The sequence below is a fragment of the Sulfuriflexus mobilis genome, assembly GCF_003967195.1.
GTDB lineage: Bacteria > Pseudomonadota > Gammaproteobacteria > AKS1 > AKS1 > Sulfuriflexus > Sulfuriflexus mobilis.
Genome location: NZ_AP018725.1, coordinates 1,140,542 through 1,164,210 on the forward strand (window position 1 = coordinate 1,140,542; position 23,669 = coordinate 1,164,210).

Genomic DNA, 23,669 nt, shown 5'->3' on the forward strand with positions numbered 1-23,669 from the left:
TAATAAAAATTATAGTGCGGTGAAAGGATCCCGTAGCCGCGGCTACGGGATCTTTTTATGTATGCTTTAAATCAGTGAGCGCAGCCTGTTGTTGATGCAGGAACCAGCGGTTGATAACAATATGTCGCGCAAACCATTTGCTTCTTAGCAGTATGCCGGCAAGCAGGCATTTTAGTCGAGAGGGTGAGTGGTTCTTCTGCGGAAGCATTTTATCGCCGAAACGTTGACGCAAGGCCGTTTCGTAACCGGCCAGGTGGGCAGGCGAATAATTACCCTTCGCGTCTATAATCGTCTTCGCGGCCAATAAAGCGGATTCTATGGCAGGGCGAATACCCTCACCACTTTGCTGATAGGCAAGCCCTGCAGAGTCACCGATAAGTAATACCCCATCATCATAAACACGCCGGGGCGCATCATTATAGAGTAAATAGGCGTGACCATTCAATTTTCCGGGAATATTCTCAGGAACGCGGCCAGCCCGTTTCAGTTCATTAATGAAATTATCGACATGCATGGAAAGTTTATTTCGATCCTGGCGGCCAAGTCCGATATTGAGGAAGTTGCCTTTTCGAAAAACCCAGCCATAACCCTTCAGGTCGGGGGTGAAAAATAACTCGGGTGTTTCGGCATCAACCGGACAGCTCTTCGATTGTTGCTCGGTCATTTCGAACTCAACTTCCTGTGCTGTAACCGGCGCCTCTGACGCACCAACATGGGCCCCGAGGTGGCGGGCGACCGGGCAGAAGTGACCACCGGCACCAATAAGTAACGGTGCAGAAAAATGATCATTAATAATCCAAATATTATTATCTCTGCGAATGGATTTGACCGGCTCATTCATGTGGCACTCGACACCACTGCGCTCAAGCAGGTAATGGTCAAATTCGCTGCGGCGTATACCATAACTGACCACATCATCGTATTGTGTATAAACGTCTCTACTACCAATGCGGCTGGTTCGGAATGATCTAATCGGTTGCAAAACCCGTGAGCTGGCGTAGTCATCCAGGTCAATATCAAGTGATTGCATAACCTCAGGGGTCACCCAGCCGGCGCAGACCTTGTTGCGCGGAAACTGACTCTTGTCGAGGAGACTCACCTTCAGTCCATGTTGATGAAGTTGCCGGGCACAACTGGAACCGGCAGGGCCGGCGCCAATAATGATTACATCACTTTTTTCCATTCGGCTTCTTCTTCCTTGCGATAGACGTGATCCCGTGTCCAGGGTACCTGGTTGCTGGTGCCCGGCGCAAAGACAATCTGGTAAAGTTGCATTGTGCCGGTGGAAAATGCCGCCACTGAGCCGGCCAGGTAGAGTCGCCAGGCACGGACAAACTCTTCATCAAACATCTCCGCGACCTGATCGGTATTTTCCTCAAAGCGCTCCAGCCAGTGACGCAGGGTCAGGGCATAGTGCAGGCGTAGATTTTCTACATCCAAAACGGAAAAGTTAACCGGTTCAAAAATATCCATGGCCTCGCGCAGTGTCGGCGGATAGGCGCCGGGGAAAATACGGCGTTGAATCCAGGCATTCATACGCTCCGGCTGGTTGCGGCCAATGCTATGTATGAGGCCGCGACCATCTTCCTTAAGGCAGCGTTTAATGACGGCACCAAGTTCTTCATAATTGTTAACGCCAACATGCTCCAGCATGCCGACCGAGACAAAGGCATCAAACTTACCCTGGATATTGCGATAGTCATCCTCGATAAAGGTCACCAGGTTATCCAGACCCTCTTCCTTGGCACGCTGTCGGGCGTGCAGGATCTGCTGGTGGGAAATATTATAGGCATGCACCTTTACACCATAGTGTTTGGCCAGATGCAGGGCCAGCGAGCCCCAACCACAACCGGCCTCCACCACGGTTTCGCCGGGCTTGAGTAACAGCTTGCGTGCGATGTGGTGCATCTTTTCCTCTTGTGCCTGTTCAAGCGGCTCTTCCGGGCTCGGGTAATAGGCACAGGTATAGAGCATCTTGTTGTCCAGCCACAGGCTGTAAAACTTGTTACCGATATCGTAGTGCTGGTGAATATTTTCCTTCGAGCCCTTCAGGCTATTGTGGCGCGGCCGGGCCTGCCAGTGAATAATGAGTTTTTGCAGCCAGTTACGCTTGCTTCTCGCCATGCCGCGGTAAATGTATTCGAGGAAGGTGACGAGGTCGCCGGTCAACTGGATATCGCCATTGCTGTAGGCGTCACCAAAGTAGAGTTCGGGGTTGATCATGAGACGGAACAGGGCGGCACGTGAACGGATGCGCACATGCGCCACCGGCATCGTATGTTTCGGCATGACCTGGACAGCATTCCAAAGGCTGATGCGTATAGGGGCCTCACCGATCAGGCGGTAGAGGATCTTGAGCAACCATCTGTCGAGCATTGATACCATAGGTAACCTTCCTCATGATAGCCAATCCAACACGGCTGTTGGTCAGCCGTGTCCTTATGCTGCCGCAAAAACAGGTAACAGGTCAATGCCCGACTGGGCGGTTTAATCAGATGTCTTGTTCGGGGAAGCGGTGTTCGCTGACCTGCCACGTGTCGTGACTGGCCTCGAGGAGCAGGCAGGAGGGGCCGCCACGGGTGCGTATGCGGCCGGCGGCACCGGGGTTCATTACCCAGGGGCTCGCCTCAAGGTCGCAGACCATCTTGTGACTGTGGCCATAAACGATGGCACGGGCATGGGGAAAACTTTCACGCAGCTGGTCGTGTTGCGGGTGATCGCCACCATGGCAGTGGCCGTGTACGACGACGATATGTCCGCCGGGGACCTCGAAACTGGCCTCATGGCCGATAGTGTCGAGGGCCGGGTGTTCATCGGCGTGCCAGACCTGCTCGATGTCATTATTACCGCGTACCGCAACGACCTGGCCACTACGTGGGCGCAGTTGTTCGAGGACATTCTGGCCCATGATATCGCCCGCGTGCACGGCGATATCGCAGTCCTCGATGAACGCGGCAATGCGTGGGTCGAGGTGACCATGGGTATCCGAAACAATACCTATACGCATGACAGAGGTTTTATTCATGATGACAGTGTGGCTGACCAGATGGTTTGCAGGCGCGCATAATAGCCGAGATGGGCCGTGGCGTCACGCCTAAAAACGGCCCGATCCGCACCCGCTTTTGCACGGCTTGTGTCTGCCGGGAGATACCGGATAATGGGATCATTCGTGACCCTGGAGTGAGGCGTAAAATGAGTGATTGTCTGTTTTGCAAGATGGCCACGGGCGAGATCAGCCCGGAGATACTTTACGAAGACGCTGAGCTGCTGGCCTTCCGTGATATCAACCCGCATGCGCCGAGCCATTTTCTGGTGATCCCGAAACGCCACATTGCGACCATCAATGACCTGCAGGCCGGCGACGCCGAACTGGTCGGCAAACTCTACCTGGCTGCGGCCAGGGTGGCCGCCGATCTCGGTGTGGCCGAGGCGGGTTATCGCACGGTGATGAACTGCAATGCCGATGCTGGCCAGACCGTGTTTCATATCCACTTACACGTACTCGCCGGACGCCACCTTGCCTGGCCGCCGGGCTGATCGCCCCAGGCAAATAAAAACGGCGTGCCGGTAACCGACACGCCGCTCGCTATCACTGGCCGGTCAGACTCAGGCATACTTGGCCTTGGCTTGTTTGGCGGCCTTGGCATCATCGGGGGAGTAGGCGGCACCTGACCAGAGCATGTCGTAGGCAATTTCCTCGTTACCGTTTTCACACAGTTCCAGCACGTTCTCGAACAGGGGCTGGAAGGTCTCACTGCGGTGTGATTCCTCGTGGTCGGCAAAGGTCTTCCAGAAGGTGATCACGAGGGCCTCTTTGCCCTTCATGTCACTCTCCACGGTCTGGCCCACGGTGCTGCCCTCGTTAGAGATGTCACCGCTGTTCATGCAGACAAAACCACCGACAAAACCGGTCTCAGAGTGGTAAGTCTTGACGTTCTCACACAGTACCGCCACACGTTCCTGCAGGTCATCAATCGTGTATTCCGGCTTCAGCACCACGCGGTTAACGGTGACAACACCATCATGTGGAAAACCATTAATTAAACTCGCCATGCGGCACCTCCAAATTTAGTGAATAAAAATAATTAATCTGCACATAAGTGCATTAGTGGTCTCTAATATAGCGACTTGTGAAGGAATGTCAATACCCTAGTAAATCACTGTGGTACTGCCGCGGGGAGAAACAGGAATATTTTTATAAAACAGCAGGTTAAAGAAGGTTGCGGCGTGGGTAATACGCGGCAAAAACCATGGGTTCAGGTAGACGGGCAAAAAAGGCGCCATGCCGGGCAGTGTCGCAAGGGGCTAGCCAGGCGACGGGCCGGTGGTATACTTTCGCGTCTGACCTTGGCACAGGATACAGGGATGCAGCTCGGGCTCGTATCAACACCGGCATATCGATTGCTTCAGCGGGTTGCTCCCGTTGAGGAAATCGTCGGCCGGCCGTCACCCGCCGATAGCCATCGCCGGCAGGCTGACGATCAGCGGCCACAGCCACTTCGCCTACCCACTACGACGGAATCAGAGAATGCCCGTCGGCACTATGATTACTCGCGCATCGAAGCCGTACCGGGGCGTACGGCACAGGCCTTGCGGGAATACACAGAGATCGCAGATGGACCGGAGCGGGAGCAATTACAGGCGCAACTGGGCCTGGATATGTTTGTCTAGTCAGGCAGGTACTTTTCGAGGACCTGCTTGATGGTGTTGATACTCAGGGGTTTGGGGATGTAATCATCCATGCCGGCCGCCAGGCATTTTTCCTGATCACCGCTCATGGCATTGGCCGTCAGTGCAACAATATAAATATGCTCGGATTTATGCTCGGATTCCGAGGCACGAATACTCCGCGTCGCCTCGTAACCATCCATAACCGGCATCAGGCAGTCCATGAAGATGATTGCATAATCATTCCTCGCCATGGCCTCGAGGACTTCCGCACCATTATGGGCAATATCGGCGTTGTAGCCGAGCTTTGACAGCATGCCGATAACCACCTTCTGGTTTACGGGATTATCTTCTGCTACAAGTATGCGGTTTGCACTCATGGGTTTAATGACGGTTCCGAATGATGGAATATTTTTATCAAGCTCGAATAAAGCTTAACACAGTATTTAGTCGTTACGAATATGCCTATTGTGCACAAGCCCTATAAAAACAATGGCTCACAAAAGATTTTGAGCCACTGTTTCCCGGACTATAAGAGCCTCAGCATGACGAGCCCCTGGCTCAGGCTGCCTGCCTCTTCTTCAGGTATTCCTCGAGCGCATCGGAACCACCAATGTAGTCACCGTTGATGAACACCTGCGGTACCGTCGACTGACCGGATACGGCACGAATCGTCGATTCGCTGAAATCACGGTTCAGCACCAGTTCTTCGAATGTCATACCGGCATCACGCAGCATGCCCTTGGCACGCACACAATACTCGCAACCTTCACGGGTAAAGACGGTGACATCACTCGGCTTGGCGGCATTGGGCGCGATGTAGTCAAGCATTGTATCGGCATCGGAAACCTCAAACGGGTCACCCGGGACATCCGCCTCGATAAACTGTTTTACAATCACACCGTCTTTCACCAGCATGGCATAACGCCATGAGCGTTCACCAAAACCCAGGTCGGTCTTCGGCACCAGCATGCCCATGCCGCGGCTGAAATCACCGTTGCCGTCGGGCAGGAAGGTGATGTTGAAGGCCTTCTGCTCGTTGCGCCATTCATTCATGACAAAGGCATCATTCACAGAGACACAAATTACCTCATCCACGCCATGCTGCTTGAAGACCGGCGCCAGCTGGTTGTAGCGTGGCACATGGGTAGACGAGCAGGTCGGGGTAAAGGCCCCTGGCAGCGAGAAGACAATCACGGTCTTGCCGCGGAAGACCTCATCAGAACTGACCTTGAGCCATTCATGATCCTTACGGGTGCGGAAAGTTACCTGGGGTACCTGCTGGCTTTCGCGATTTTCTAACATCTGCATATCTCCTGTTGCTGGAATACGTTACGGGCCTGCCTCGCAGTACCCGATGGACGAGGGCATTATCAGGCCTGTGCATGTATAGTAGAAATCGTTTATATCTAATATATTAATAGGTTTTACCAATCGATAGGACGGGGTAACACAGAGCCGCGGGGGCAGACGGGCATAAAAAATGGGCGTCTGCAGACGCCCACCGTGGTCATGTATATCCTGAAAGGAGGAGGGATATACATAACCGATTGAAGAAGCATTATTCTTTTTTGATTTAGCTTCTTGCCCCCCTGCATGTATAAAACCTTACAGTAAGTGTTGTAAGCTTAGCCTGCGGTGGCGGCCCTGACTAGTAACCAGAAGGTCTAATCCTTTGGTACTAGTGTATTTGTTCGCGGCAAAGGGTTAAATACATCGCAAGTATTTGAATAAAAATAATATATTGAAAGGATGCAACGATGAAGATACTGCTGGCCGATGACCATGCACTCATACGGGAAGGTTTTGAGCGCACCTTGTCGCAACTGGATCAAGCCATCGAGTTTGTGCACGCCGATGACAGGGCGAGTGTCCTGTCGCAACTGGCCATACATGCGGATACCGACGTCATCCTGCTCGACTTGTTTATGCCGGGGGTGAAGGGTTTTGATTTACTCAGCGAGATCTGTAACCGCTATACAAGCATACCGGTGATCGTGATCTCCGGTACCGAAGACCCGCGTTACATGCGCAAGGCTATCGATAAGGGGGCATCCGGTTATATCCCGAAATCCGCGAGTACCGACATCATGATGAGCGCCATTCAACTGGTGCGTAACGGCGGTGTGTATATCCCCGCAGACATGCTGCAAACGAAGTCGGCAGCGAACCCGCGGCAAATCCATAGCCCCAGCCAGACACGGGCGAATGAAATCCGTGAGGCAGCAAGCAAACTGACGGCTCGCCAGCAAGAGGTGCTAGCACTGATGGGGCGTGGCATGTCGAATAAAGAAATCGCCCGTGCCCTTGAAGTTTCTGATCACACCATCAAGATTCATGTGGCAGCAGTGTTGCGTTTATTCAATGCGGCAAACAGAACAGAGGCCGTTGTGATGGCGCAAAATTCCGGGATCATCGACGTTTAAACCCAAACCACAGGAGAGTGAGTAATACCTGCATTGATTTCATAGCTCATCCGTTCTCGTGAAATAAAAACATATTTGATCGAATAAACACCCCCGGAACGTGTCTGACATATCGATGATGACAAGCTATTTATGATTGCAGAAACTGCAAAACATTTCGTATTACTGTTATTGCTGATGCTTATCAGCAGTATGGCCGCGCCTGTGTGGTCGGCGGAGGGAGCGCATACGGTTGCCCTGGTGATTGATGAAGAATCACGCATTCATGACAAGGCCGTTGCCGGTATCAAACAGACCATAGAAGACAGTGGCAAGGCAAACATCATCTTCAGGACCATCAACATAAAAGACCCGCATAGCAGCGAGGCGCTGCATGCCAAAGATATTGACTATGCCATTGTGGTAGGGGTCAAGCCATCGCTGTTTGCCATGAAGCATAAACCAGACTACCCGGTGCTTTATACCCTGATCCCGGAAAGCACCTATCAGGAGATCATTCATCACCGCATCCCGGCGAGTGCACTATCGCCTGAAAATGACTACGTCATTTACCTCGGCCAGCCTGCCGCCCGTCAGCTGGCGCTTTCGCAAATCATTATGGGCCGTAAAAGTCGCGTGGGCATGGTGGTGGGTGCCGAGGCGACGGGTGAAGTTCAAGCCATACAGGCCGAGGCAAAAGCCATGCAGCTGGAGCTTGTCGTCAGGCAGGCGGGTAATGGAGAAAATACGATTGATGATATGAAACAGGCGCTGAAGGGGGCCGATGTTTACCTGGCGCTTTACGATACCAATATTCTCAATCGGCATAATGCAAAATGGTTGCTGTATATGGCCTATAGAATGAACAAGCCGGTCATCGGCTTTTCATCGAGTTATACCCGCGCGGGCGCGATAGCCTCCATTTTCTCCACCCCGGAACAGATAGGCAGGCAAAGTGGCGAATGGCTATTAACCATGCTGGCGAACGGCACGGTTAAGCATATTCAGTATCCGAAATACTTCACAGTCAGCACCAACCCGAACATACAACGCCTTTTACGGCTGGAGAGACTCCCCGGCGATAAAATTGAAGACATGATTCGTAACAAAGAGGAGGTCTTGAGCCATGCTGGGAATCAATAATTGGGGTATTAACGCCCGCGTTATTTTCCTGGCCATGGCGCCGGTGTTACTGGTGACCTTCGTGCTGGCATCGTATATCAATACGGCCCGCAATAATGACCTGAGCCAGGAGCTGGCAGTAAAGGGGCAGATCATTGCCAATAACCTGGCCTCGGCGATGGAGTTCCCGGTGGCCACCGGAAACCTTCTCCAGTTACAGGGCCTGGTGGAGGCCAGTATTAACAAAAATGACCTGGTCGGGGTAAAGATCACCGATGCCGACAATACCCTGATATACCAGGCGGGTGTGAGTGCCAGGGATAAGATGACCCAGACCTATCATGCCGTGATCCTCTCCTCGGCCATTGATTATGACGAGTTATTTAATCAGGATGACGCCACATCGGGCAGCTATGAACAGGTGCTGGGTATCATCGAGGTGTATATCTCCACAGACACCTATGTGGTTCGCCAGCGCAAGATACTCACGGGCACCCTGTTGATCACCCTTGCGGGCCTGTTAATGAGTTTGTTTCTGGCCTTGTTGATCGCCAGGGGGGTCACCCGCCCGGTACGCGAGGTTATCGAAACGGTTGACCAGTTGACGCGAGGTGAACTCAGTGCGCGCATGATTGAAGAGTCTGGCGGCGAACTGGGTAAACTGCGTGACGGTATTAACACCATGGCAGAGACCATCCAGAGCTCACAGCAAAAGCTTGAAGGACAGGTCAGGGAGACGGTCTCTGATTTACAGCAAAAGCTCAGGGAGCTCGAGGCCGGCAACATCGAGCTGGACATAGCACGTCACGAGGCCATGCAGGCCAAGGATGCCAAGTCAGACTTCCTTGCCAACATGAGTCACGAGATCCGCACGCCACTGAACGCGGTGATTGGTTTCAGCCGACAACTGGAAAAGACTGGCCTCAATCATCAGCAACAGGAATACACCCGAACCATTAACCGCGCGGCGCGGCAGTTACTGACCGTGATTAATGACATCCTGAATTTCTCCAAACTTGAATCCGAGACCATGCACATTATCGCTACGGAATTCAGGTTGCGTGATTGTCTCGAGGAGAGCGTGCTGATGCTGAGTCAGGCGGCGGCGGAGAAGGGCATCGAGATGGTCCTGCTCATCGATGCGGATATCCCGGATGTGGTAGTCGGCGACCAGGATCGCCTCTCCCAGGTGATCGTCAACCTGCTCAACAATGCCATCAAGTTTACCGATTCCGGATCGGTGGTTGTGCATGTCTACAATGAACTCGGCAGTGAAAACGACGCAATACACTTCTCGGTGGCAGACACCGGCTGTGGCATCAGCGAGGCCTCGCAGCCGCTGGTCTTCAGTCCCTTCTACCAGGCGAACCAGACGGCCAGTAAGCGTTATGCGGGTACCGGCCTGGGGCTGGTGATCTGCAAACGACTGATCGAGATGATGGGCGGTGAAATCGGCTTTACCTCCACGGAGGGTGAGGGCACAGAGTTCTCTTTCCATATACCAATGCAAACTGTCAGCCACCATGACGGTGTGGTGCTGGCCAATGACGTGCGCGTCTTGTTAGTGGATGAACATGATTATTCACGCCGGGCAATTCGTAACGCGCTGGTGCATATGGGGGCGCATACCTATGCCGTGGCGGGCATGGACAAGCTCATGGATTTGCTGCAGGCAGAAACCGGTGAACGCGCTAATGACGTGGTCATGCTGTCACTGCCGGCGGCATACCCGGTGAAAAACTTTGAGGCCGACTATCTGCAGCGGGTCAGGGCGGTTTACCACGGCACCATTATCGTCTTAATGAGCGGTGACTACCATGATATCCACGCGCTATTGCAGAAAGACCCGGATATTCGCATGCTCACCAAACCGCTACGCAGTGATGCACTGGTGGCGATGTTGTCACAGCCCGGGGACGATGCCATTCCGGCGATAACCGAGGGGGCAGACAATCCATCTGCCGACAATAACTTGCCGTGCACGATCCTGGTGGCTGAAGACAACGAGCTGAACCAGAAATACATGCTGGGGCTGTTATCAGCCTACCATGCGAATACCGTGTGTGTAGACACCGGCATTAAGGCCGTAGAGGCGTGCAAGAATATTCACTTTGACCTGATCTTCATGGACCTGCACATGCCCGGGATCGACGGTCTCGACGCCGCCCGCCAAATCCGGGCGCTACCCTGTGATGCTGCGCAAACCCCGATTATTGCCGTCACCGCCGACGTCTTCGCCAACGAAGACAAGCGGCTCCTCGAGCAGGGCTTTAGCGGCTGCCTGTTAAAACCCGTCGATGAAGACAAACTCGATGCCATCCTCAAACACTATATCCGCGCAGACGATCACCACACGCCGGTCAGTGAGGCGGACATAAAAAATGGCCTGAGCCGGCTGCCTGAAGACATGGTTGAACGGTTGTTCACCAGCCTCTACGAGGTTTATACCGAACTGGCAGGCAGTATTACCAGCAAAGACGCCACCCAGGCATACGAACTGGCGCATAAGATATTGGGGCTGGTGTGTTACTTCAAGGTCGGCAGCCTGGGCGACGATATTCGCCGCCTGCAGGATGCCGTTAAGCAGGAAGATTTTGCCAGCGCCGGCGATTTGCTCCTTGAGAGCCTGCAACAGACGCAAAAGATAGAAAAAATCTGGCGTTCCGGCTAATTTGTAAGCCATTTCCTATAGCCCGCCGGGCAGATTGCTGACGTCATAAGCCAATGTAGTCTGTCATCAGGGGAATGGTGTTTTCCACGCTACAGTATTAGTATTTTCCCCAGGTAGTACGGCATGTAAGCAAGGCGTTTATTTATCCTGCCAGGGGTGAAATATGATTAATACCATTCACATCATCGCCATCGCCTCATTGCTGGTATTGTTCGTGATCTCCGCACATGCCAGCCCTCCCAATACCGAACAGGCAAGCGCTCAGCCCGTCGTCCACGCGACCGCAAAATAAAAAATGGGCGCCAGAGGCGCCCACCAAAATAGTCTGTATGTCGAACTGTGAGAGATGGGAGACATACTGACAATTTTGCACAACAGACTCAGTGTATGGGCTATGCCTTGTCTTGTATGTGTCAAATCGCACAGTGCATGCATCAAGCGTTTTTTCCCGGCCGCCGGTTATAAAAAAAAGGGCCGACAAAATGCCGGCCCCTTTTTTTATAGGGAAGTGCAGGAGCGGTTTTGTACACGGAGGTACTTATTCCGCGTAAACCTTACTTCTTGGCTTCGCGCTCGTGGGCTTCCTTGATCACCACCTCGGCCACATTCTTCGGACAAGGCATGTAGTGCAGGAACTCCATCGAGAACTGGCCACGACCAGAGGTCATGGTACGCAGGTCACCGATGTAACCAAACATTTCAGACAGCGGGCACTCGGCCTTGATGCGAACACCAGTCGGACCCGGCTCCTGTGACTTGATCATGCCGCGACGGCGGTTAAGGTCACCAATCACATCACCGACGTTATCATCCGGTGTAAACACGTCCACCTTCATGATCGGCTCCATCAACTGCGGGCCGGCCTTCGGCATGGTCTGACGGTAGGCGGCCTTGGCAGCGATTTCAAAGGCAATGGCCGAGGAGTCAACGGCGTGGAAGGCACCGTCGTTCAGGATCACCTTGAAGTCCAGGCAAGGGTAGCCGGCGAGTACGCCTTTTTCCATGCTGCTTCTAAAGCCCTTTTCAACGGCTGGCCAGAATTCACGTGGCACGTTACCACCGGTAACCTTTGATTCAAATTCGTAACCCGTACCCGGTTCACCTGGCTCGATGGTGTATTCGATCTTACCGAACTGACCCGAACCACCCGACTGCTTCTTATGGGTGTAAGAATCTTCAATACGCTGGGTAATCGTTTCGCGGTAGGCCACCTGTGGTTTACCCACCACGACTTCAACACCGTGGGTACGCTTGAGGATGTCGACCTTAATATCCAGGTGCAGCTCGCCCATACCCTTAAGAATGGTTTCGCCACTCTCTTCGTCGGTTTCAACACGGAAGGAAGGATCTTCCTGCACCATCTTGCCGATGGCGATACCGAGTTTTTCAGACGCGGCCTTATCCTTAGGCGCCACCGCAATCGAGATGACGGGGTCCGGGAAGACCATCGGTTCGAGTGTGGCAGGGTGCTTCGGATCACACAGGGTGTGACCGGTCTGCACGTTCTTCATGCCGATAAAGGCGACGATGTCACCGGCGCGGCAACCATCCAGCTCAATACGGTCATTGGCGTGCATTTCCACGATACGACCAATACGCTCGGTCTTGCCCGTGAAGGTGTTCAGAATGGTGTCACCTTTATTCAGCGTACCGGAGTAAACACGCACAAAGGTCAGGGCGCCAAAGCGGTCATCCATGATCTTGAAGGCCAGGGCGCGGAAGGGTTCTTTGTCATCCACAATCGCGAACTTGCCAGTCTCGTTACCTTCTTCATCGGTCAGCGGCTGTGGCGTCACTTCGGTTGGGTTAGGCAGGTAATCGACTACCGCATCCAGCACCAGCTGAATGCCCTTGTTCTTGAACGCCGAACCACAGTAGGTCGGGAAGAAGTCCAGCGCGATGGTGCCCTTGCGAATGCAACGCTTGAGGTCATCAATGGAAGGCTCTTCACCCTCCAGGTATTTTTCCATCAGGTCATCGTCTTGTTCAACGGCGGTTTCGATAAGCTTCTCGCGCCATTCTTCAACCTTGTCGGTCATGTCAGCGGGAACCTCTTCAATTTTGAAGTTTTCCGGCAGGCCGGAGTCATCCCAGACATAGGCCTTGCGGCTGAGCAGGTCTACCACGCCAACAAAACCTTCTTCCACACCGATAGGCAGCACCATCACCAGCGGGTTAGCGGCGAGCACGCTCTCGACCTGGCCAACCACGCGGTAGAAATCGGCACCCATGCGGTCGAGCTTGTTAACAAAAATAACACGCGCCACCTCAGACTCGTTGGCATAACGCCAGTTGGTCTCAGACTGCGGCTCAACACCACCGGAACCACAGAAGACACCCACACCGCCGTCGAGCACCTTCAGGGAGCGGTACACTTCAATGGTGAAGTCGACGTGTCCCGGGGTATCGATAATGTTCATGCGGTGGCCGTTCCACTGACAGGAGGTTGCCGCAGACTGAATCGTAATACCGCGCTCCGCTTCCTGTTCCATGAAGTCGGTGGTGGCCTCACCATCGTGCACTTCACCGGTCTTGTGGATCTTACCGGTCAGCTTGAGGATACGTTCCGTGGTCGTGGTTTTGCCGGCATCCACGTGCGCGAAAATGCCTATGTTTCTGTATTTGCTAATATCAGTCATGACTCTACTCTGCGGTTAATCTTAAATTTGTGAATGCGGGTCGAACCACGGCCAACATTGCGTAAAAGGGGGCTGATTTCTAAAGGATTCAGCGGCGCGCATTATATGCTAAAGCACGCCTCATGTGTATGAGATTTCGGCTATTTCGACGATTTTGCACCAAATTGATGGAAAATTGCCTGTCACCGACCGCGCAGCCGCTCCACGCGACCAAACAGTACGAAGAATGCCGAATATAACTAGGAAAACACTGCCTGTATGGTTTCGATTGGTAAAAATAGCTTATATTCCTGGCCAGGTAAGGCCATAAACCCATAATGCTCATAGAAGCGGCGGGCCTCATCATCCAGGGCATCAACGATAACGACCTTAACCGCCATTTCAGCCGAGGCCGTTAATACCCGTTGCAGGGCATCAATGAGCAATCTTGCCCCAAGCCCTTGCCCCAAGGCGCCACGGTCTACCGCAAGCCGGGCAACCAGTGCAGCCGGTATAGGGTATTCCGGTAATGAACCTGAGAACGAATCTGGCAACTCTTCAAATTCCACTTGTGAGGTGCACAGGGAGTAATACCCCTTAACCAGCCCATCATCATCGACGGCCACAAAGGTCTTGGCGATGTTTTTTTTATCGTTTTGGCGTGCAAAACGACTCAAATACTCATTTAAGCCGGGTTTTCCGCAATCGAAGGCCTTGCGCCGGTGTTGCTTGTGAATGGGCTCAATGATGTACATGGAGGTACGAATGTCGCGGTAGGCATGGACGCCGTTAGCGACCCCTGAGCCCGTCGATGTCATCCGTCACATTGAACGCCTTATTTCACAGCATATTTTTCAGCGGCACGACGCAGGGCATCGCTAGGGGCGGGTGGGCTGGCGAGCGCATTTAAGAAAACATCACGCGCCTGGTTCTTCAGAAGCAGGCGCTCATGCTCGGCAATCAGGCGTGCAGCGCGCTCGCGGGCGGCCTCAATAACAAAGGCCGTCATACTCAGACCAGAGATCTCCGCCGCACGGGCAAACAGGGTCTTCGAGTCAGTGCTGACCCGAACATCGATACGCTCATCTTTTTTTGATACAGAGGTTGCCATGCTGCTCACCTGTTGAAGTAATGCTACATCGTAGTATAGGTCATGTACGGTAAATGTACACACAATATATTTTGGACTTCGTCATTCCGGCGCGACCAGAACAAGGTTCAGTAAGTACTTAATGAACATCGAAGATGTTCTAAGTGCAGGCCGAAATCCATAATTGTTTTTCATTACAAAATAGCGCTATATCATTGAATTTAAAAGGGTTTTATTCACATTTTAATGTGATTAATTCAACAAAAACAAGCATTGCAGTCATTATCGTCATCATCGCTTAGTTTCTATGTTACGTAAGTATAAAAATATATATTTTTCATTAGCTTGCCAGATATAACCAATGCTCCTTCTCATGTGATATATTAAAAAGCAAATTTGTTCTGGGGGTTAGCTAAATAAGAACAACAAACCAGGGCTCTCAACCTTAATTACTAGAGCACTTGTTCTATTATTTTACGAATCATGTATTTATATGGCGAAATATAAATTTAATTGTGTGGATTTATTCGCGGGAGCGGGTGGTTTTTCATTGGCGGCCAGTAATGCCGGCATAAACGTGGTAGCGGCGGTTGAGTGGAATCCCAAAGCTTGTGAAACGTACCGCCATAATCTTATAAACAACAAAAAACACGTACTCTACGAGGAAGATATCCTCCAATTTAAGCCACAGTCTCTTTATAGAAATCATTTCTCCAATGGTGTCGGGTGCGACATCCTTCTAGGCGGTCCTCCATGCCAGGGTTTTTCAGTACACCGTTTAAATGATGCGGGGGTCGATGACCCTCGAAATGAATTGCTGCTTCGATACTTCGCATTCGTAAAGAAACTGAAGCCCAAGGTTTTCCTGATGGAAAATGTGCCCGGACTGCTGTGGAAAAGGCATGAAGATTTCTTAAATGAATTTTATAAACAAGGGCGGAAGGCTAAATATAAGGTATATGCACCTGAAGTCATTGATGCGCAGTGCTACGGTGTACCTCAACGGAGAAAACGTGTATTTATCTTAGGCGTTCGAAATGACATTGAACTCGATATCGTTTGGCCCCCAAAACCGACACACGGTGACGAGAAAGCGCGAGAGGTTGATCCAAACCTTAAACCATTAGTCACCGCATCACCCATTTTTAGAAAAAGGGTGCTAAAGTCGGATAATAATAATATTCACATGAAACACGGTCCGGAGCTGATAGTGGTTTTTAAGAAAACCCCCATCAACGGCGGCAGCAGGAAAGACTCCGGTCGAGTACTGCCGTGCCATAAAAATCATAATGGCCACAAGGATGTATATGGAAGAATCGATCCAAATAAACCCGGTCCAACAATGACAACCGCGTGCATCAATCCGTCGAAAGGGCGCTTTGTTCATCCCACGGAACACCACGGAATTACTCTGCGACATGCAGCGCGTTTTCAGACATTCCCGGATGACTTTGTTTTTAAGGGCGGTCTCATTGCGGCAGGTGAGCAGATAGGGAATGCCGTGCCGGTAAAGTTGGGGGAAGTTTTGCTTACGACTATTGCCGCTGGACTTAGAAAATGGAGCCGTAAAGATGCTTGAATCTATCTCCTTCCGTACGCGGGCGAGGACCATAGACCATCTGGGAAGAGAGCAAATTGCTGACTGTCCAACAGCAATTTCCGAACTTTGGAAGAATGCCTACGATGCTTATGCTGAAGCTGTGGCATTACACATCTATGATAGTGAGGTGCCAATAGCCGCCATCGTTGATGATGGTCATGGAATGAATCGTGATGAATTCATTGATAAATGGTTGGTTGTCGGTACGGAATCGAAGACCACAACAGGTGAAGTACCCGAAGAAGATCGGCATGGACTCCCATATCGCCAGAAACAGGGGCAAAAGGGTATCGGGAGATTGTCCGTTGCCGCTTTGGGTCCGCTTTTGCTTGTTGTTTCGAAAAGACGCCACGATCCTTTCACTGCAGCTCTGATCGACTGGCGCCTATTTGAGAATCCCTTTCTTTTCCTTCAGGACATCAAGATTCCCATAGTCGATTTCAACGAAAAGGAAGACCTGTTCACTAAGCTGCCTACTCTCTTCGACGGACTCATGACCAACGTATGGGGAGAAAGTGGAGAGGGTGCGGATACAGCAAGAAATGAACGTGTATCCGCCGCTTGGCGGAGTTTCGACGAGTTGGAAAAAGAAGAGAAGAAACCGTCAACACGTGCAGCAATCGAAACGATTGTGATCGATACGGCATTCGAACCAATACATATCGAACAATGGCCACTTTGGAAGGGTGAGAAAGAGCACGGAACGGCCCTTCTGATCGGTGACTTAACTTTCGATCTTGAGGCGCAACTAGATAGTCGTGCGAACCCAGCTGAAAAAAGTGCAGTAAAGCAAGCAAGAGATCGGCTTATCCAGACACTATCTAGTTTTACCGACACATTTTCAGATACTGATGAGCTTAGGGAAGGTTATGGCCCCGGGCCCTTTAAGTATTCTGTGACCGCATGGGAAGGTTCCTTAAGACGACCTATTGTTACGAGCGAGAGAGAATTTGATCACAACGCACTGGAACAGCTTGAGCATGTGCTGGAAGGGGAGGTTGACGAGGAGGGATTATTCGTCGGGCGAGTGAAAGCATTTGGTAAATGGCTGGAAGGCGAGGTGAAAATAAAAGCGGAAGGGGAGGTGAGTCATCACGCCAAGTCTATGGTTGGGCCTTTTCATATCCGGCTCGGGACCTTTGAGAGTAATGTAGGGTCATCCAGCCACGCGGCTGCCGTACTCAGTGATATTAAGGAGAAGTCCGCGCTTTATGGTGGTGTCATGGTGTACCGCAATGGTCTTCGCGTTATGCCCTACGGGCGTGAGGATAACGATTTCTTCGAGATAGAGAAGCGACGAAGCTTTAAGGCTGGACGCGAATTTTGGTCCAATAGACGAACCTTCGGTCGTGTTGCAATTACACGACAAGGAAACCCGAACCTTAAGGATAAGGCTGGCCGAGAAGGAATTATCGACAACAAAGCGGCCAAGATTTTCAGGGATCTTGTTGAAAATATTCTAATGACAGCGGCACGCAAGTATTTTGGTAGTGATTCCGATATACGGAAAAAACTGCTGCCTGAGATTCAGAAAAATAAAGCGAAGGAAAAGGCGGAAGCTGAATATAAGAAACAACGCGCCAGTAAGCGAAAGCGTTTTTCCGTAAACCTGAAGCGCTTTGCTCCGCAGTTGGAAGTGCTGTTGTCTGAGACTGAGCTACTTGCCGAACAAATTGGTAGCGCAAGCCAGCCGGAAGAATCGGAAGTAATTCATTCCCGACAGGCCGTTGGAGAAATAAAAGAGCAGCTGAAAATATTTTCACTGGGTGAGGCGCCGCGGCCTCTAGGCACGCTTGAAGATGCCTACACAGCATACCGCATGAATCAGAAACGTGTTGCTGAGCTATTGGCAGGCATGGAGCAGTCTTTGACGGAAGCAATTGAAGCGATTAACCCACGCTCGCCGAAAGACATCGCCTACTCCGAGCTGAGTTCTCATGCCACATTCTTGCAGAAACGACTGCGTGGATGGCTCAAGGATGCAAAACATCTCCTTGAAAGTGAACAACAGCGTGTCACTGTGCTCTACGAGGATCGCAGCAAGGCATATCACGCTGCGATGATGCCCTTATTGGATGATGTCGAGAATGAACGGATAAAACTAAGCAGTGCGCTGACAATGTTCGCAGAACAGCGCGAGAAAGCAGATTACGACAATGCCGAAACGTTTGAACCCTATATCGCTGCGTTGCAGAGTTTAAGTGAAAGCATTGATCTGGAGACGCTTGCCAGCTATGGAATGGCTGTGGCCGATGAAATGCGGGAAGAATTGGATCGGCTCCACTCTTTGGCGCAGTTGGGTATCACTGTTGAAATCATCGGTCATGAGATTGAGGGGCTTGAAGTAAGCATTGCGGAAGGTCTGAATGAGCTCCCGGCCAATGTGAAGGAAACGGCGGCCTTCAACAATGTTCGTGTTGCACATGATGCCTTGTCGGACCGTTTGCGTTTTCTCTCGCCGTTAAAACTTTCGGGTACCAAGCTGAAAAGCAACCTTACCGGGCAGCATATTTACGATTACGTGAATCACTTTATGAGTAAGGCTCTTGTCCAGATGCAGGTCAAGCTGGAAACATCAGAGCGGTTCCTAAAATTCTCAGTATACGAGCAGCCTTCACGTATCTATCCGGTTTTTATCAATTTGATCAACAACGCCGCCTATTGGGTCAATCAGACGAGCAAAAGTGACCATCGAATATTGCTGGATATAGTCGATGATCGTGTAATCATCGCCGACGATGGACCAGGTGTAGACGAAGATGATCTGGGCCATCTGTTCAGCCTTTTTTTCACTAAAAAGGTAAGGGGTGGGCGAGGTGTTGGGCTTTATTTATGCCGCGCCAATCTGGCTGCTGGTGGGCACGATATAAGATATGCCACTGAGGATAAATACAGGTTGTTGCCTGGGGCAAACTTTGTAGTCCAATTCAAAGGCGCCCAGTATGAATAATGCAAGCTCTATGGGCACGGATGAATACGGTCGCTTAATCAAAGAGGCATTCATTGAGCCGATTCGTGCAGTTGTTGTAGTCGATGACGAATATCCGACTCTTGATGGATTGATTGATAAAGAGCTCGGCAAGAATGAGAAGACCTGGAAATCACAAAACACCAAGAGGGCAAGAGATATTATTGCGTTCTGCCGCAGCGAGGAGCGACGTTGGATGCTGGAAATCCATGACGGTCAACCTGCTGCAGGAGTGACTACTGATGAAGGTGCGGCACATCATCTGAACCAGACTGACTTGATGGTTCTGGATTTTCATCTCGATGAACATGATCAGACTGATGGCAGCCAAGCAATCGATATACTTCGCCAGCTCGCAGCCAATGATCATTTTAACCTGGTCGTGGTTCATACCAAAGGTTACGAAGGTATCGGCGGTGCCATTGAACGCGTTGTTAGAGAAATTGCGGTAGGCCTAACGAAGTACGATGAAGGTCTCGCTTTAGAAGGCGGTGGTTTGGATGCGGCTCTCGGTGCTATAGGTGAATGGGAGAACCTCGAGCCGGATATTCTCTCGAAGCTACAGGAGCAGTTGGATGAAGGTGCTTATTTGAAGGCACGTTCCTCTGAAGAATGTGACGTTGATAGTTGTAAGCAGTTTAACGAGTTTGGTGGATTGTTTGGTCTTTTGGAACAGGCTCCTGCTGAGATTTCCCGAAGGGTTGGATTGCTTCTCAAATGGTCTATCTCTGATCTGCAGGAGCAGCTTAAGGATAAGTTATCAGCAGTCGACCTTGGTAAGGTCGAATGCAAGTGGTTTGAAGATGGCGTGAATTGGATCAGAACGAATCGACTCTTCGTCACTGTTGTTAGTAAGGAACATGCCCCTGAAACATTGCCCGATAAATTGTTGGATGCCTTGATTCGATGGTCGCCTACACCTCATCGGTTGTTAATGTCGAAGATGAGGTCGGAGTTGGATGAACGAGGTGTGCTGGCGGAAGGTCGCGTGCTGAGCGACACTTACCTACAGGCTGGTTGGTTTGCTGAGTACTTGACACCAGGTTCTGCTGAACGCGCGTTGAAAATCAGGAATACGGTTAGTAGGCATTGGGAGAGCTTAGGCGATGCTCTTCAACATAACGTTTTGGATTTTGCTTCGCGTTTGGGAAGTCACTTCGAGAGCATCGGGCGGGAGGAGGCAATTAATAAGTATCTTCCATTCAAGCCTGATGTAGCCCCTCACAATGAGAATATCGCCACGAGCTTGAATAAGTACGCATGTAGTAAGGAAGTAGAAGGTGCGTATCTATCTACTGGCCATGTGTTGGAGATAGTAACCGGTGAAAGTACTAACTATTGGTTGTGTTTATCACCAGCCTGCGATCTTGTACCGGGGCAAAAAACTACTGGCTGGCCTGGACGACTGGGGAGTTTTACCCCATTTAGAGCTGTGATGCTTTTCGATGAAGATATCCAGACGGCATTGAAGAGTGCCGACGCTGGTAACCACCTATTCCTGAATATTGGTGGTTCTATACAGGCTTTCCAGTTTACGCCCCCTATTGATGAGGCGGCCGACATCCTGAACCGAGAACCCAATCCGAAGTGGGAGGAGATGTTTGTCGCAGAACAGGGAAGGTTTAGTGGCGATAAATACGAACTTGGACTGGTTCGGATCGCATCAGAAGATGACCAGCTAGTCCCTAAATCAGCAAGCGCCAAGGTAGTAGCTCAGTTACGTTACGAATATGCGCTTAACTTGTTGCATCGGCTTGGTGCAAATCTGTCCAGGGTCGGATTGGACTTTGCCCCATTTAATAGGCCTGCTGGTAAGGATGGCGGATAAGCTCTCACCCCAGCGGCGTTCTGAGGTGATGTCTGCGGTCAAAGGTAAGAATACAACGCCAGAGCTTCGTGTAAGACGTGTTCTTCATGCCATGGGTTACCGCTTCCGTCTACACCGCAAAGACCTGCCGGGTAAACCCGACATAGTATTGCCTAAATATAAGCTATGTATTTTCGTTCACGGCTGCTTTTGGCATCAGCATTCAGGTTGCAAGCGAGCAACAATGCCCGCCTCGAACAAAGCGTTTTGGAAAAAGAAGCTCACGGGTAATTTTGAACGAGACAAGAAGAATACTGCTGATCTCAAATCCTTAGGCTGGCAGGTATGTATTATTTGGGAATGTGAAACCAAACAACAAGAAGTACTGGAGAAGGCGTTGAGTAACTGTCTCGCCCTAAAGGGTTATTAAATATGGAATGGTCTCTATTGGAATGTGAGGTAATTGTTGCAGATTATCTGGATATGCTGGGTAAAGAGCTTAAAGGCGACTCCTATCAGAAGTCGGCACATAGACGGCTTTTGCAAACTAAACTTAATAATCGATCAGATGGGTCAATTGAATATAAGCACCAGAATGTCAGTGCTATATTGATCGAGTTGGGCTATCCCTACATTTCAGGCTACAAGCCTGCATTTAACTACCAGCAATTACTTAAACATACCGTTGAGTCCAATCTTGATAATTCCACTATTACACAGACTGCAGATGAGCTGATTACCCAAGAGCCTGACATTATCCAGGAGCTAGAGTGGGTGAACGTCCTCACTGATACACCTGTCACAGAACGGGTTAACTTTCAGACACCTGTGCGTGACTTTATACCACGACAATATAATTTTACTGATAGGGAAAGACAGAATAGGAAGCTAGGTGTCTCGGGTGAGGAGTTTGTACTGCGGTATGAACGTCAGCGACTAAGTAAAGCGGGGCGAGAGGATCTCGTCAATGATGTTGAATGGACTAGTCAGGTAAAAGGCGATGGTGCAGGCTATGATATTCGCTCATTTAATCCTGATAATGAGGCTGAACTATTTATCGAAGTCAAAACCACAAAATTAGGTAAATACTTGCCTTTTTATATCTCAGATAATGAAGTGGAATTTTCAAAGTTACATCAGGAACAATATTCCTTATATCGAGTTTTTGAATTCAGAAAGGATCCAAAACTATTTATTTTGGATGGTGATATTTCTGAACGAATTAATTTACACGCCACGATATATCGGGCTAGCTTTTGATAACAAAGAAGCAATTGAAAGAGAAAAATTCGCCAGAATCAGACAGCGCATCCCCCAGGTATCACTGATGCATTATATCTAAATCAAGCCAAAGCTCCTTTTAACGCATCAGGCTCAACTCGCCATCCGTTTGCGGTAAAATACCCAATCGAAACAAGTGGTCAGAGTACTTGAAATTGTAGTGGCAGAGTAAAACTATTATAGTTATGCATGAGTGCGAACCGGAGAAGATGAGTGGAATTTATCTCTGAGGAAGATGCAAAAAATTATTGCATGGGGATTACTACAGGGCATCTCAGTCATGAGGAGATTAAAAATAAAATAGACTCCTATAATTTCTATAAGGAAAATGCCTGTTCTGAAGAGGATAAAAACCACTGGGAAGATGAAATTAATAAGCTTAAAAGCTGGTCTAATAGCAATGAATTCAAGAATGGAGACTATCCTCAAGGTATTGATGAGCTGATCCTTGAGCTTATAGAGTGGAGAGCTTCTATATACTCATTTCAAAATACAGATACAGAGAGAAACCCGTTTAAGAAATACGTATTCCATGCACAATGGCTGACGGGTGGTATATATGCAATATTTTGTTTGATAGGAAAGTTGGTAAGTAAGGACCCTAGAGATAATTCATTAAGGAGATTATGGAATGCTGTTTCTGGCTATATTGACTCTAGTGGTTTATGTGGAGAGGGTGAGCTAGAACAGATTGAAATTAAAATGCACTATTCGGAAGGGCATTTTTCGAATTTAAACTCAAAAGCCATGTTATATCGAAATAAAGTTATAGCACATAATGAGAGTAGTCCAAGAGTAGAGTGGTATGACGTTGATAAAGATATTGAATTACTTTGTAGAATTTGGGGGCTAATTACTATGTGGTCATCATTAGGGGTAGTTGAGCCGTTTAGAAAAGGTGAGATGGTGTTTTCTGCTTTAGATAACGTATTTACTCCAAGGGATATTATGGCTCTGAAGAATAAGCGCGAAGAATATCTAGATAAAGTTAATAAATGGTGCATAAGTAGTTTAATTGATGGGTCAACGGTTAGTGATCGATCGCCGTTTGTAATATTGTCTATATCAAGTAAGAATTAAGTGGGATCAAATTAAGTAAACAAGAACAATAAGAACAATAAGAACATTAAAGGTATCAGAGCCCTTTAATGAATACGTGATGACCTCAGCCTGAGGGTGTCGCCCAGGCTCAGCACCATTGCCGGCGGGCCGGGCATCCCCAGCCATGAACGCCTCGCCGGCAATGTCTTTAGCCCGCGCATGCGGCACTAAGAAAAATAGAATAAAAGGGGTCAGTGACAAATGCATCTCATTCTCATTTGTCACTGACCCCTTTCTTGGAATACCTAAGGGTCAGACTCGATCGATCCAGCACATAATTGACATTTCAATGGAGTCTGACAGTATTGATTCTATAAGCCTGGCCCAGGAAACAGCGT

22 protein-coding genes are annotated in these 23,669 nt (G+C 50.1%); 12 read left to right on the forward strand and 10 right to left on the reverse strand.

What is annotated here, in order from left to right; genetic code table 11:
• Positions 1 to 55 precede the first annotated feature (55 nt).
• From EL386_RS05840 to EL386_RS05850, 3 genes are all read right to left on the reverse strand, one after another.
• Complete coding sequence (locus EL386_RS05840; protein WP_126454338.1) at positions 56 to 1,183, reverse strand: NAD(P)/FAD-dependent oxidoreductase; 1,128 nt, start codon at positions 1,181 to 1,183, stop codon at positions 56 to 58.
• Positions 1,165 to 2,376 carry an SAM-dependent methyltransferase gene (locus EL386_RS05845; RefSeq protein WP_172597634.1) on the reverse strand — a complete coding sequence of 404 codons (1,212 nt, stop codon included), beginning with the start codon at positions 2,374 to 2,376 and terminating at the stop codon, positions 1,165 to 1,167. The genes EL386_RS05840 and EL386_RS05845 overlap by 19 nt, the downstream gene beginning before the upstream one ends.
• A gap of 115 nt (positions 2,377 to 2,491) precedes the next feature.
• A complete protein-coding gene (locus tag EL386_RS05850) occupies positions 2,492 to 3,025 on the reverse strand; it encodes a metallophosphoesterase family protein (RefSeq protein WP_126454342.1) in 534 nt (177 codons plus the stop codon).
• Positions 3,026 to 3,192: 167 nt separating this feature from the next.
• Here EL386_RS05850 and EL386_RS05855 point away from each other — a divergent pair, with 167 nt between their 5' ends.
• Positions 3,193 to 3,537: a histidine triad nucleotide-binding protein gene (locus tag EL386_RS05855; RefSeq protein WP_126454344.1), complete on the forward strand. Its 345-nt coding sequence runs from the start codon at positions 3,193 to 3,195 to the stop codon at positions 3,535 to 3,537.
• Positions 3,538 to 3,606: 69 nt separating this feature from the next.
• Here EL386_RS05855 and EL386_RS05860 read toward each other — a convergent pair whose 3' ends face one another.
• Entirely contained in the window at positions 3,607 to 4,053 is a 447-nt protein-coding gene (locus tag EL386_RS05860; protein ID WP_126454346.1) for a ligand-binding protein SH3, read from the reverse strand.
• A 312-nt stretch (positions 4,054 to 4,365) separates the two neighbouring features.
• Here EL386_RS05860 and EL386_RS05865 point away from each other — a divergent pair, with 312 nt between their 5' ends.
• Entirely contained in the window at positions 4,366 to 4,671 is a 306-nt protein-coding gene (locus EL386_RS05865) for a hypothetical protein (protein ID WP_126454348.1), read from the forward strand.
• Here the strand turns inward: EL386_RS05865 and EL386_RS05870 are convergent.
• Both EL386_RS05870 and EL386_RS05875 read right to left on the reverse strand, forming a co-directional pair.
• A complete protein-coding gene (locus EL386_RS05870) occupies positions 4,668 to 5,048 on the reverse strand; it encodes a response regulator (RefSeq protein WP_126454350.1) in 381 nt (126 codons plus the stop codon). The two genes, EL386_RS05865 and EL386_RS05870, sit on opposite strands and share 4 nt — an antisense overlap.
• Before the next feature lie 181 nt (positions 5,049 to 5,229).
• Positions 5,230 to 5,973, reverse strand: a complete 744-nt coding sequence (locus EL386_RS05875) for a glutathione peroxidase (protein ID WP_126454352.1) — start codon at positions 5,971 to 5,973, stop codon at positions 5,230 to 5,232.
• A 455-nt stretch (positions 5,974 to 6,428) separates the two neighbouring features.
• Here EL386_RS05875 and EL386_RS05880 point away from each other — a divergent pair, with 455 nt between their 5' ends.
• From EL386_RS05880 to EL386_RS15875, 4 genes are all read left to right on the forward strand, one after another.
• Positions 6,429 to 7,094: a response regulator gene (locus tag EL386_RS05880; protein ID WP_126454354.1), complete on the forward strand. Its 666-nt coding sequence runs from the start codon at positions 6,429 to 6,431 to the stop codon at positions 7,092 to 7,094.
• A 132-nt stretch (positions 7,095 to 7,226) separates the two neighbouring features.
• Positions 7,227 to 8,216 carry an ABC transporter substrate-binding protein gene (locus tag EL386_RS05885; protein WP_126454356.1) on the forward strand — a complete coding sequence of 330 codons (990 nt, stop codon included), beginning with the start codon at positions 7,227 to 7,229 and terminating at the stop codon, positions 8,214 to 8,216.
• A complete protein-coding gene (locus EL386_RS05890) occupies positions 8,200 to 10,866 on the forward strand; it encodes an ATP-binding protein (RefSeq protein ID WP_126454358.1) in 2,667 nt (888 codons plus the stop codon). Before EL386_RS05885 ends, EL386_RS05890 begins: the two co-directional genes overlap by 17 nt.
• Positions 10,867 to 11,029: 163 nt before the next feature.
• Entirely contained in the window at positions 11,030 to 11,158 is a 129-nt protein-coding gene (locus tag EL386_RS15875; protein ID WP_269471119.1) for a hypothetical protein, read from the forward strand.
• A 262-nt stretch (positions 11,159 to 11,420) separates the two neighbouring features.
• Here EL386_RS15875 and fusA read toward each other — a convergent pair whose 3' ends face one another.
• From fusA to EL386_RS05905, 3 genes are all read right to left on the reverse strand, one after another.
• The gene (fusA, locus tag EL386_RS05895) at positions 11,421 to 13,505 is read right to left on the reverse strand and encodes an elongation factor G (protein WP_126454360.1); all 2,085 of its coding nucleotides are present in this window, start codon (positions 13,503 to 13,505) and stop codon (positions 11,421 to 11,423) included.
• Between the two features lie 239 nt (positions 13,506 to 13,744).
• On the reverse strand, positions 13,745 to 14,302 hold the full coding sequence (locus EL386_RS05900) for a GNAT family N-acetyltransferase (RefSeq protein WP_197722157.1): 558 nt from the start codon (positions 14,300 to 14,302) through the stop codon (positions 13,745 to 13,747).
• 17 nt (positions 14,303 to 14,319) lie between these two features.
• Positions 14,320 to 14,595, reverse strand: a complete 276-nt coding sequence (locus tag EL386_RS05905) for a type II toxin-antitoxin system TacA family antitoxin (protein ID WP_126454362.1) — start codon at positions 14,593 to 14,595, stop codon at positions 14,320 to 14,322.
• Positions 14,596 to 15,067: 472 nt separating this feature from the next.
• Here EL386_RS05905 and EL386_RS05910 point away from each other — a divergent pair, with 472 nt between their 5' ends.
• The 6 genes from EL386_RS05910 (at position 15,068) to EL386_RS05935 (ending at position 23,310) form a co-directional block, all read left to right on the forward strand.
• Complete coding sequence (locus EL386_RS05910; RefSeq protein ID WP_126454364.1) at positions 15,068 to 16,153, forward strand: DNA cytosine methyltransferase; 1,086 nt, start codon at positions 15,068 to 15,070, stop codon at positions 16,151 to 16,153.
• A complete protein-coding gene (locus EL386_RS05915) occupies positions 16,146 to 19,124 on the forward strand; it encodes an ATP-binding protein (RefSeq protein ID WP_126454366.1) in 2,979 nt (992 codons plus the stop codon). The genes EL386_RS05910 and EL386_RS05915 overlap by 8 nt, the downstream gene beginning before the upstream one ends.
• Positions 19,117 to 20,970, forward strand: coding sequence for a response regulator receiver domain (locus tag EL386_RS05920; protein WP_126454368.1), 1,854 nt, complete (start codon positions 19,117 to 19,119; stop codon positions 20,968 to 20,970). Before EL386_RS05915 ends, EL386_RS05920 begins: the two co-directional genes overlap by 8 nt.
• On the forward strand, positions 20,960 to 21,379 hold the full coding sequence (locus EL386_RS05925) for a very short patch repair endonuclease (protein WP_126454370.1): 420 nt from the start codon (positions 20,960 to 20,962) through the stop codon (positions 21,377 to 21,379). Before EL386_RS05920 ends, EL386_RS05925 begins: the two co-directional genes overlap by 11 nt.
• Positions 21,380 to 21,381: 2 nt before the next feature.
• The gene (locus EL386_RS05930; protein ID WP_126454372.1) at positions 21,382 to 22,209 is read left to right on the forward strand and encodes a protein NO VEIN domain-containing protein; all 828 of its coding nucleotides are present in this window, start codon (positions 21,382 to 21,384) and stop codon (positions 22,207 to 22,209) included.
• Between the two features lie 234 nt (positions 22,210 to 22,443).
• The gene (locus tag EL386_RS05935) at positions 22,444 to 23,310 is read left to right on the forward strand and encodes a hypothetical protein (RefSeq protein WP_126454374.1); all 867 of its coding nucleotides are present in this window, start codon (positions 22,444 to 22,446) and stop codon (positions 23,308 to 23,310) included.
• A gap of 6 nt (positions 23,311 to 23,316) precedes the next feature.
• On the opposite strand, the gene EL386_RS05940 is transcribed toward EL386_RS05935, so the two are convergent.
• Positions 23,317 to 23,538 (reverse strand): hypothetical protein, encoded by a 222-nt coding sequence (locus EL386_RS05940; RefSeq protein WP_126454376.1) that lies wholly within the window; start codon positions 23,536 to 23,538, stop codon positions 23,317 to 23,319.
• Positions 23,539 to 23,669 lie beyond the last annotated feature (131 nt).

What these genes read in the sequence shown, in the direction of transcription:
- EL386_RS05910 (WP_126454364.1), top strand. Translation starts at nt 15,068, where the DNA reads ATGGCGAAATATAAATTTAATTGTGTGGATTTATTCGCGGGAGCGGGT.
- EL386_RS05940 (WP_126454376.1), bottom strand. Translation starts at nt 23,538, where the DNA reads ATGCATTTGTCACTGACCCCTTTTATTCTATTTTTCTTAGTGCCGCAT.
- EL386_RS05890 (WP_126454358.1), top strand. Translation starts at nt 8,200, where the DNA reads ATGCTGGGAATCAATAATTGGGGTATTAACGCCCGCGTTATTTTCCTG.
- EL386_RS15875 (WP_269471119.1), top strand. Translation starts at nt 11,030, where the DNA reads ATGATTAATACCATTCACATCATCGCCATCGCCTCATTGCTGGTATTG.
- EL386_RS05900 (WP_197722157.1), bottom strand. Translation starts at nt 14,302, where the DNA reads ATGACATCGACGGGCTCAGGGGTCGCTAACGGCGTCCATGCCTACCGC.
- EL386_RS05860 (WP_126454346.1), bottom strand. Translation starts at nt 4,053, where the DNA reads ATGGCGAGTTTAATTAATGGTTTTCCACATGATGGTGTTGTCACCGTT.
- EL386_RS05850 (WP_126454342.1), bottom strand. Translation starts at nt 3,025, where the DNA reads ATGAATAAAACCTCTGTCATGCGTATAGGTATTGTTTCGGATACCCAT.
- EL386_RS05840 (WP_126454338.1), bottom strand. Translation starts at nt 1,183, where the DNA reads ATGGAAAAAAGTGATGTAATCATTATTGGCGCCGGCCCTGCCGGTTCC.
- EL386_RS05930 (WP_126454372.1), top strand. Translation starts at nt 21,382, where the DNA reads ATGGAATGGTCTCTATTGGAATGTGAGGTAATTGTTGCAGATTATCTG.
- EL386_RS05870 (WP_126454350.1), bottom strand. Translation starts at nt 5,048, where the DNA reads ATGAGTGCAAACCGCATACTTGTAGCAGAAGATAATCCCGTAAACCAG.
- EL386_RS05905 (WP_126454362.1), bottom strand. Translation starts at nt 14,595, where the DNA reads ATGGCAACCTCTGTATCAAAAAAAGATGAGCGTATCGATGTTCGGGTC.
- EL386_RS05865 (WP_126454348.1), top strand. Translation starts at nt 4,366, where the DNA reads ATGCAGCTCGGGCTCGTATCAACACCGGCATATCGATTGCTTCAGCGG.
- EL386_RS05915 (WP_126454366.1), top strand. Translation starts at nt 16,146, where the DNA reads ATGCTTGAATCTATCTCCTTCCGTACGCGGGCGAGGACCATAGACCAT.
- EL386_RS05875 (WP_126454352.1), bottom strand. Translation starts at nt 5,973, where the DNA reads ATGTTAGAAAATCGCGAAAGCCAGCAGGTACCCCAGGTAACTTTCCGC.
- EL386_RS05925 (WP_126454370.1), top strand. Translation starts at nt 20,960, where the DNA reads ATGGCGGATAAGCTCTCACCCCAGCGGCGTTCTGAGGTGATGTCTGCG.
- EL386_RS05880 (WP_126454354.1), top strand. Translation starts at nt 6,429, where the DNA reads ATGAAGATACTGCTGGCCGATGACCATGCACTCATACGGGAAGGTTTT.
- EL386_RS05855 (WP_126454344.1), top strand. Translation starts at nt 3,193, where the DNA reads ATGAGTGATTGTCTGTTTTGCAAGATGGCCACGGGCGAGATCAGCCCG.
- EL386_RS05920 (WP_126454368.1), top strand. Translation starts at nt 19,117, where the DNA reads ATGAATAATGCAAGCTCTATGGGCACGGATGAATACGGTCGCTTAATC.
- EL386_RS05885 (WP_126454356.1), top strand. Translation starts at nt 7,227, where the DNA reads ATGATTGCAGAAACTGCAAAACATTTCGTATTACTGTTATTGCTGATG.
- EL386_RS05845 (WP_172597634.1), bottom strand. Translation starts at nt 2,376, where the DNA reads ATGCTCGACAGATGGTTGCTCAAGATCCTCTACCGCCTGATCGGTGAG.
- fusA (WP_126454360.1), bottom strand. Translation starts at nt 13,505, where the DNA reads ATGACTGATATTAGCAAATACAGAAACATAGGCATTTTCGCGCACGTG.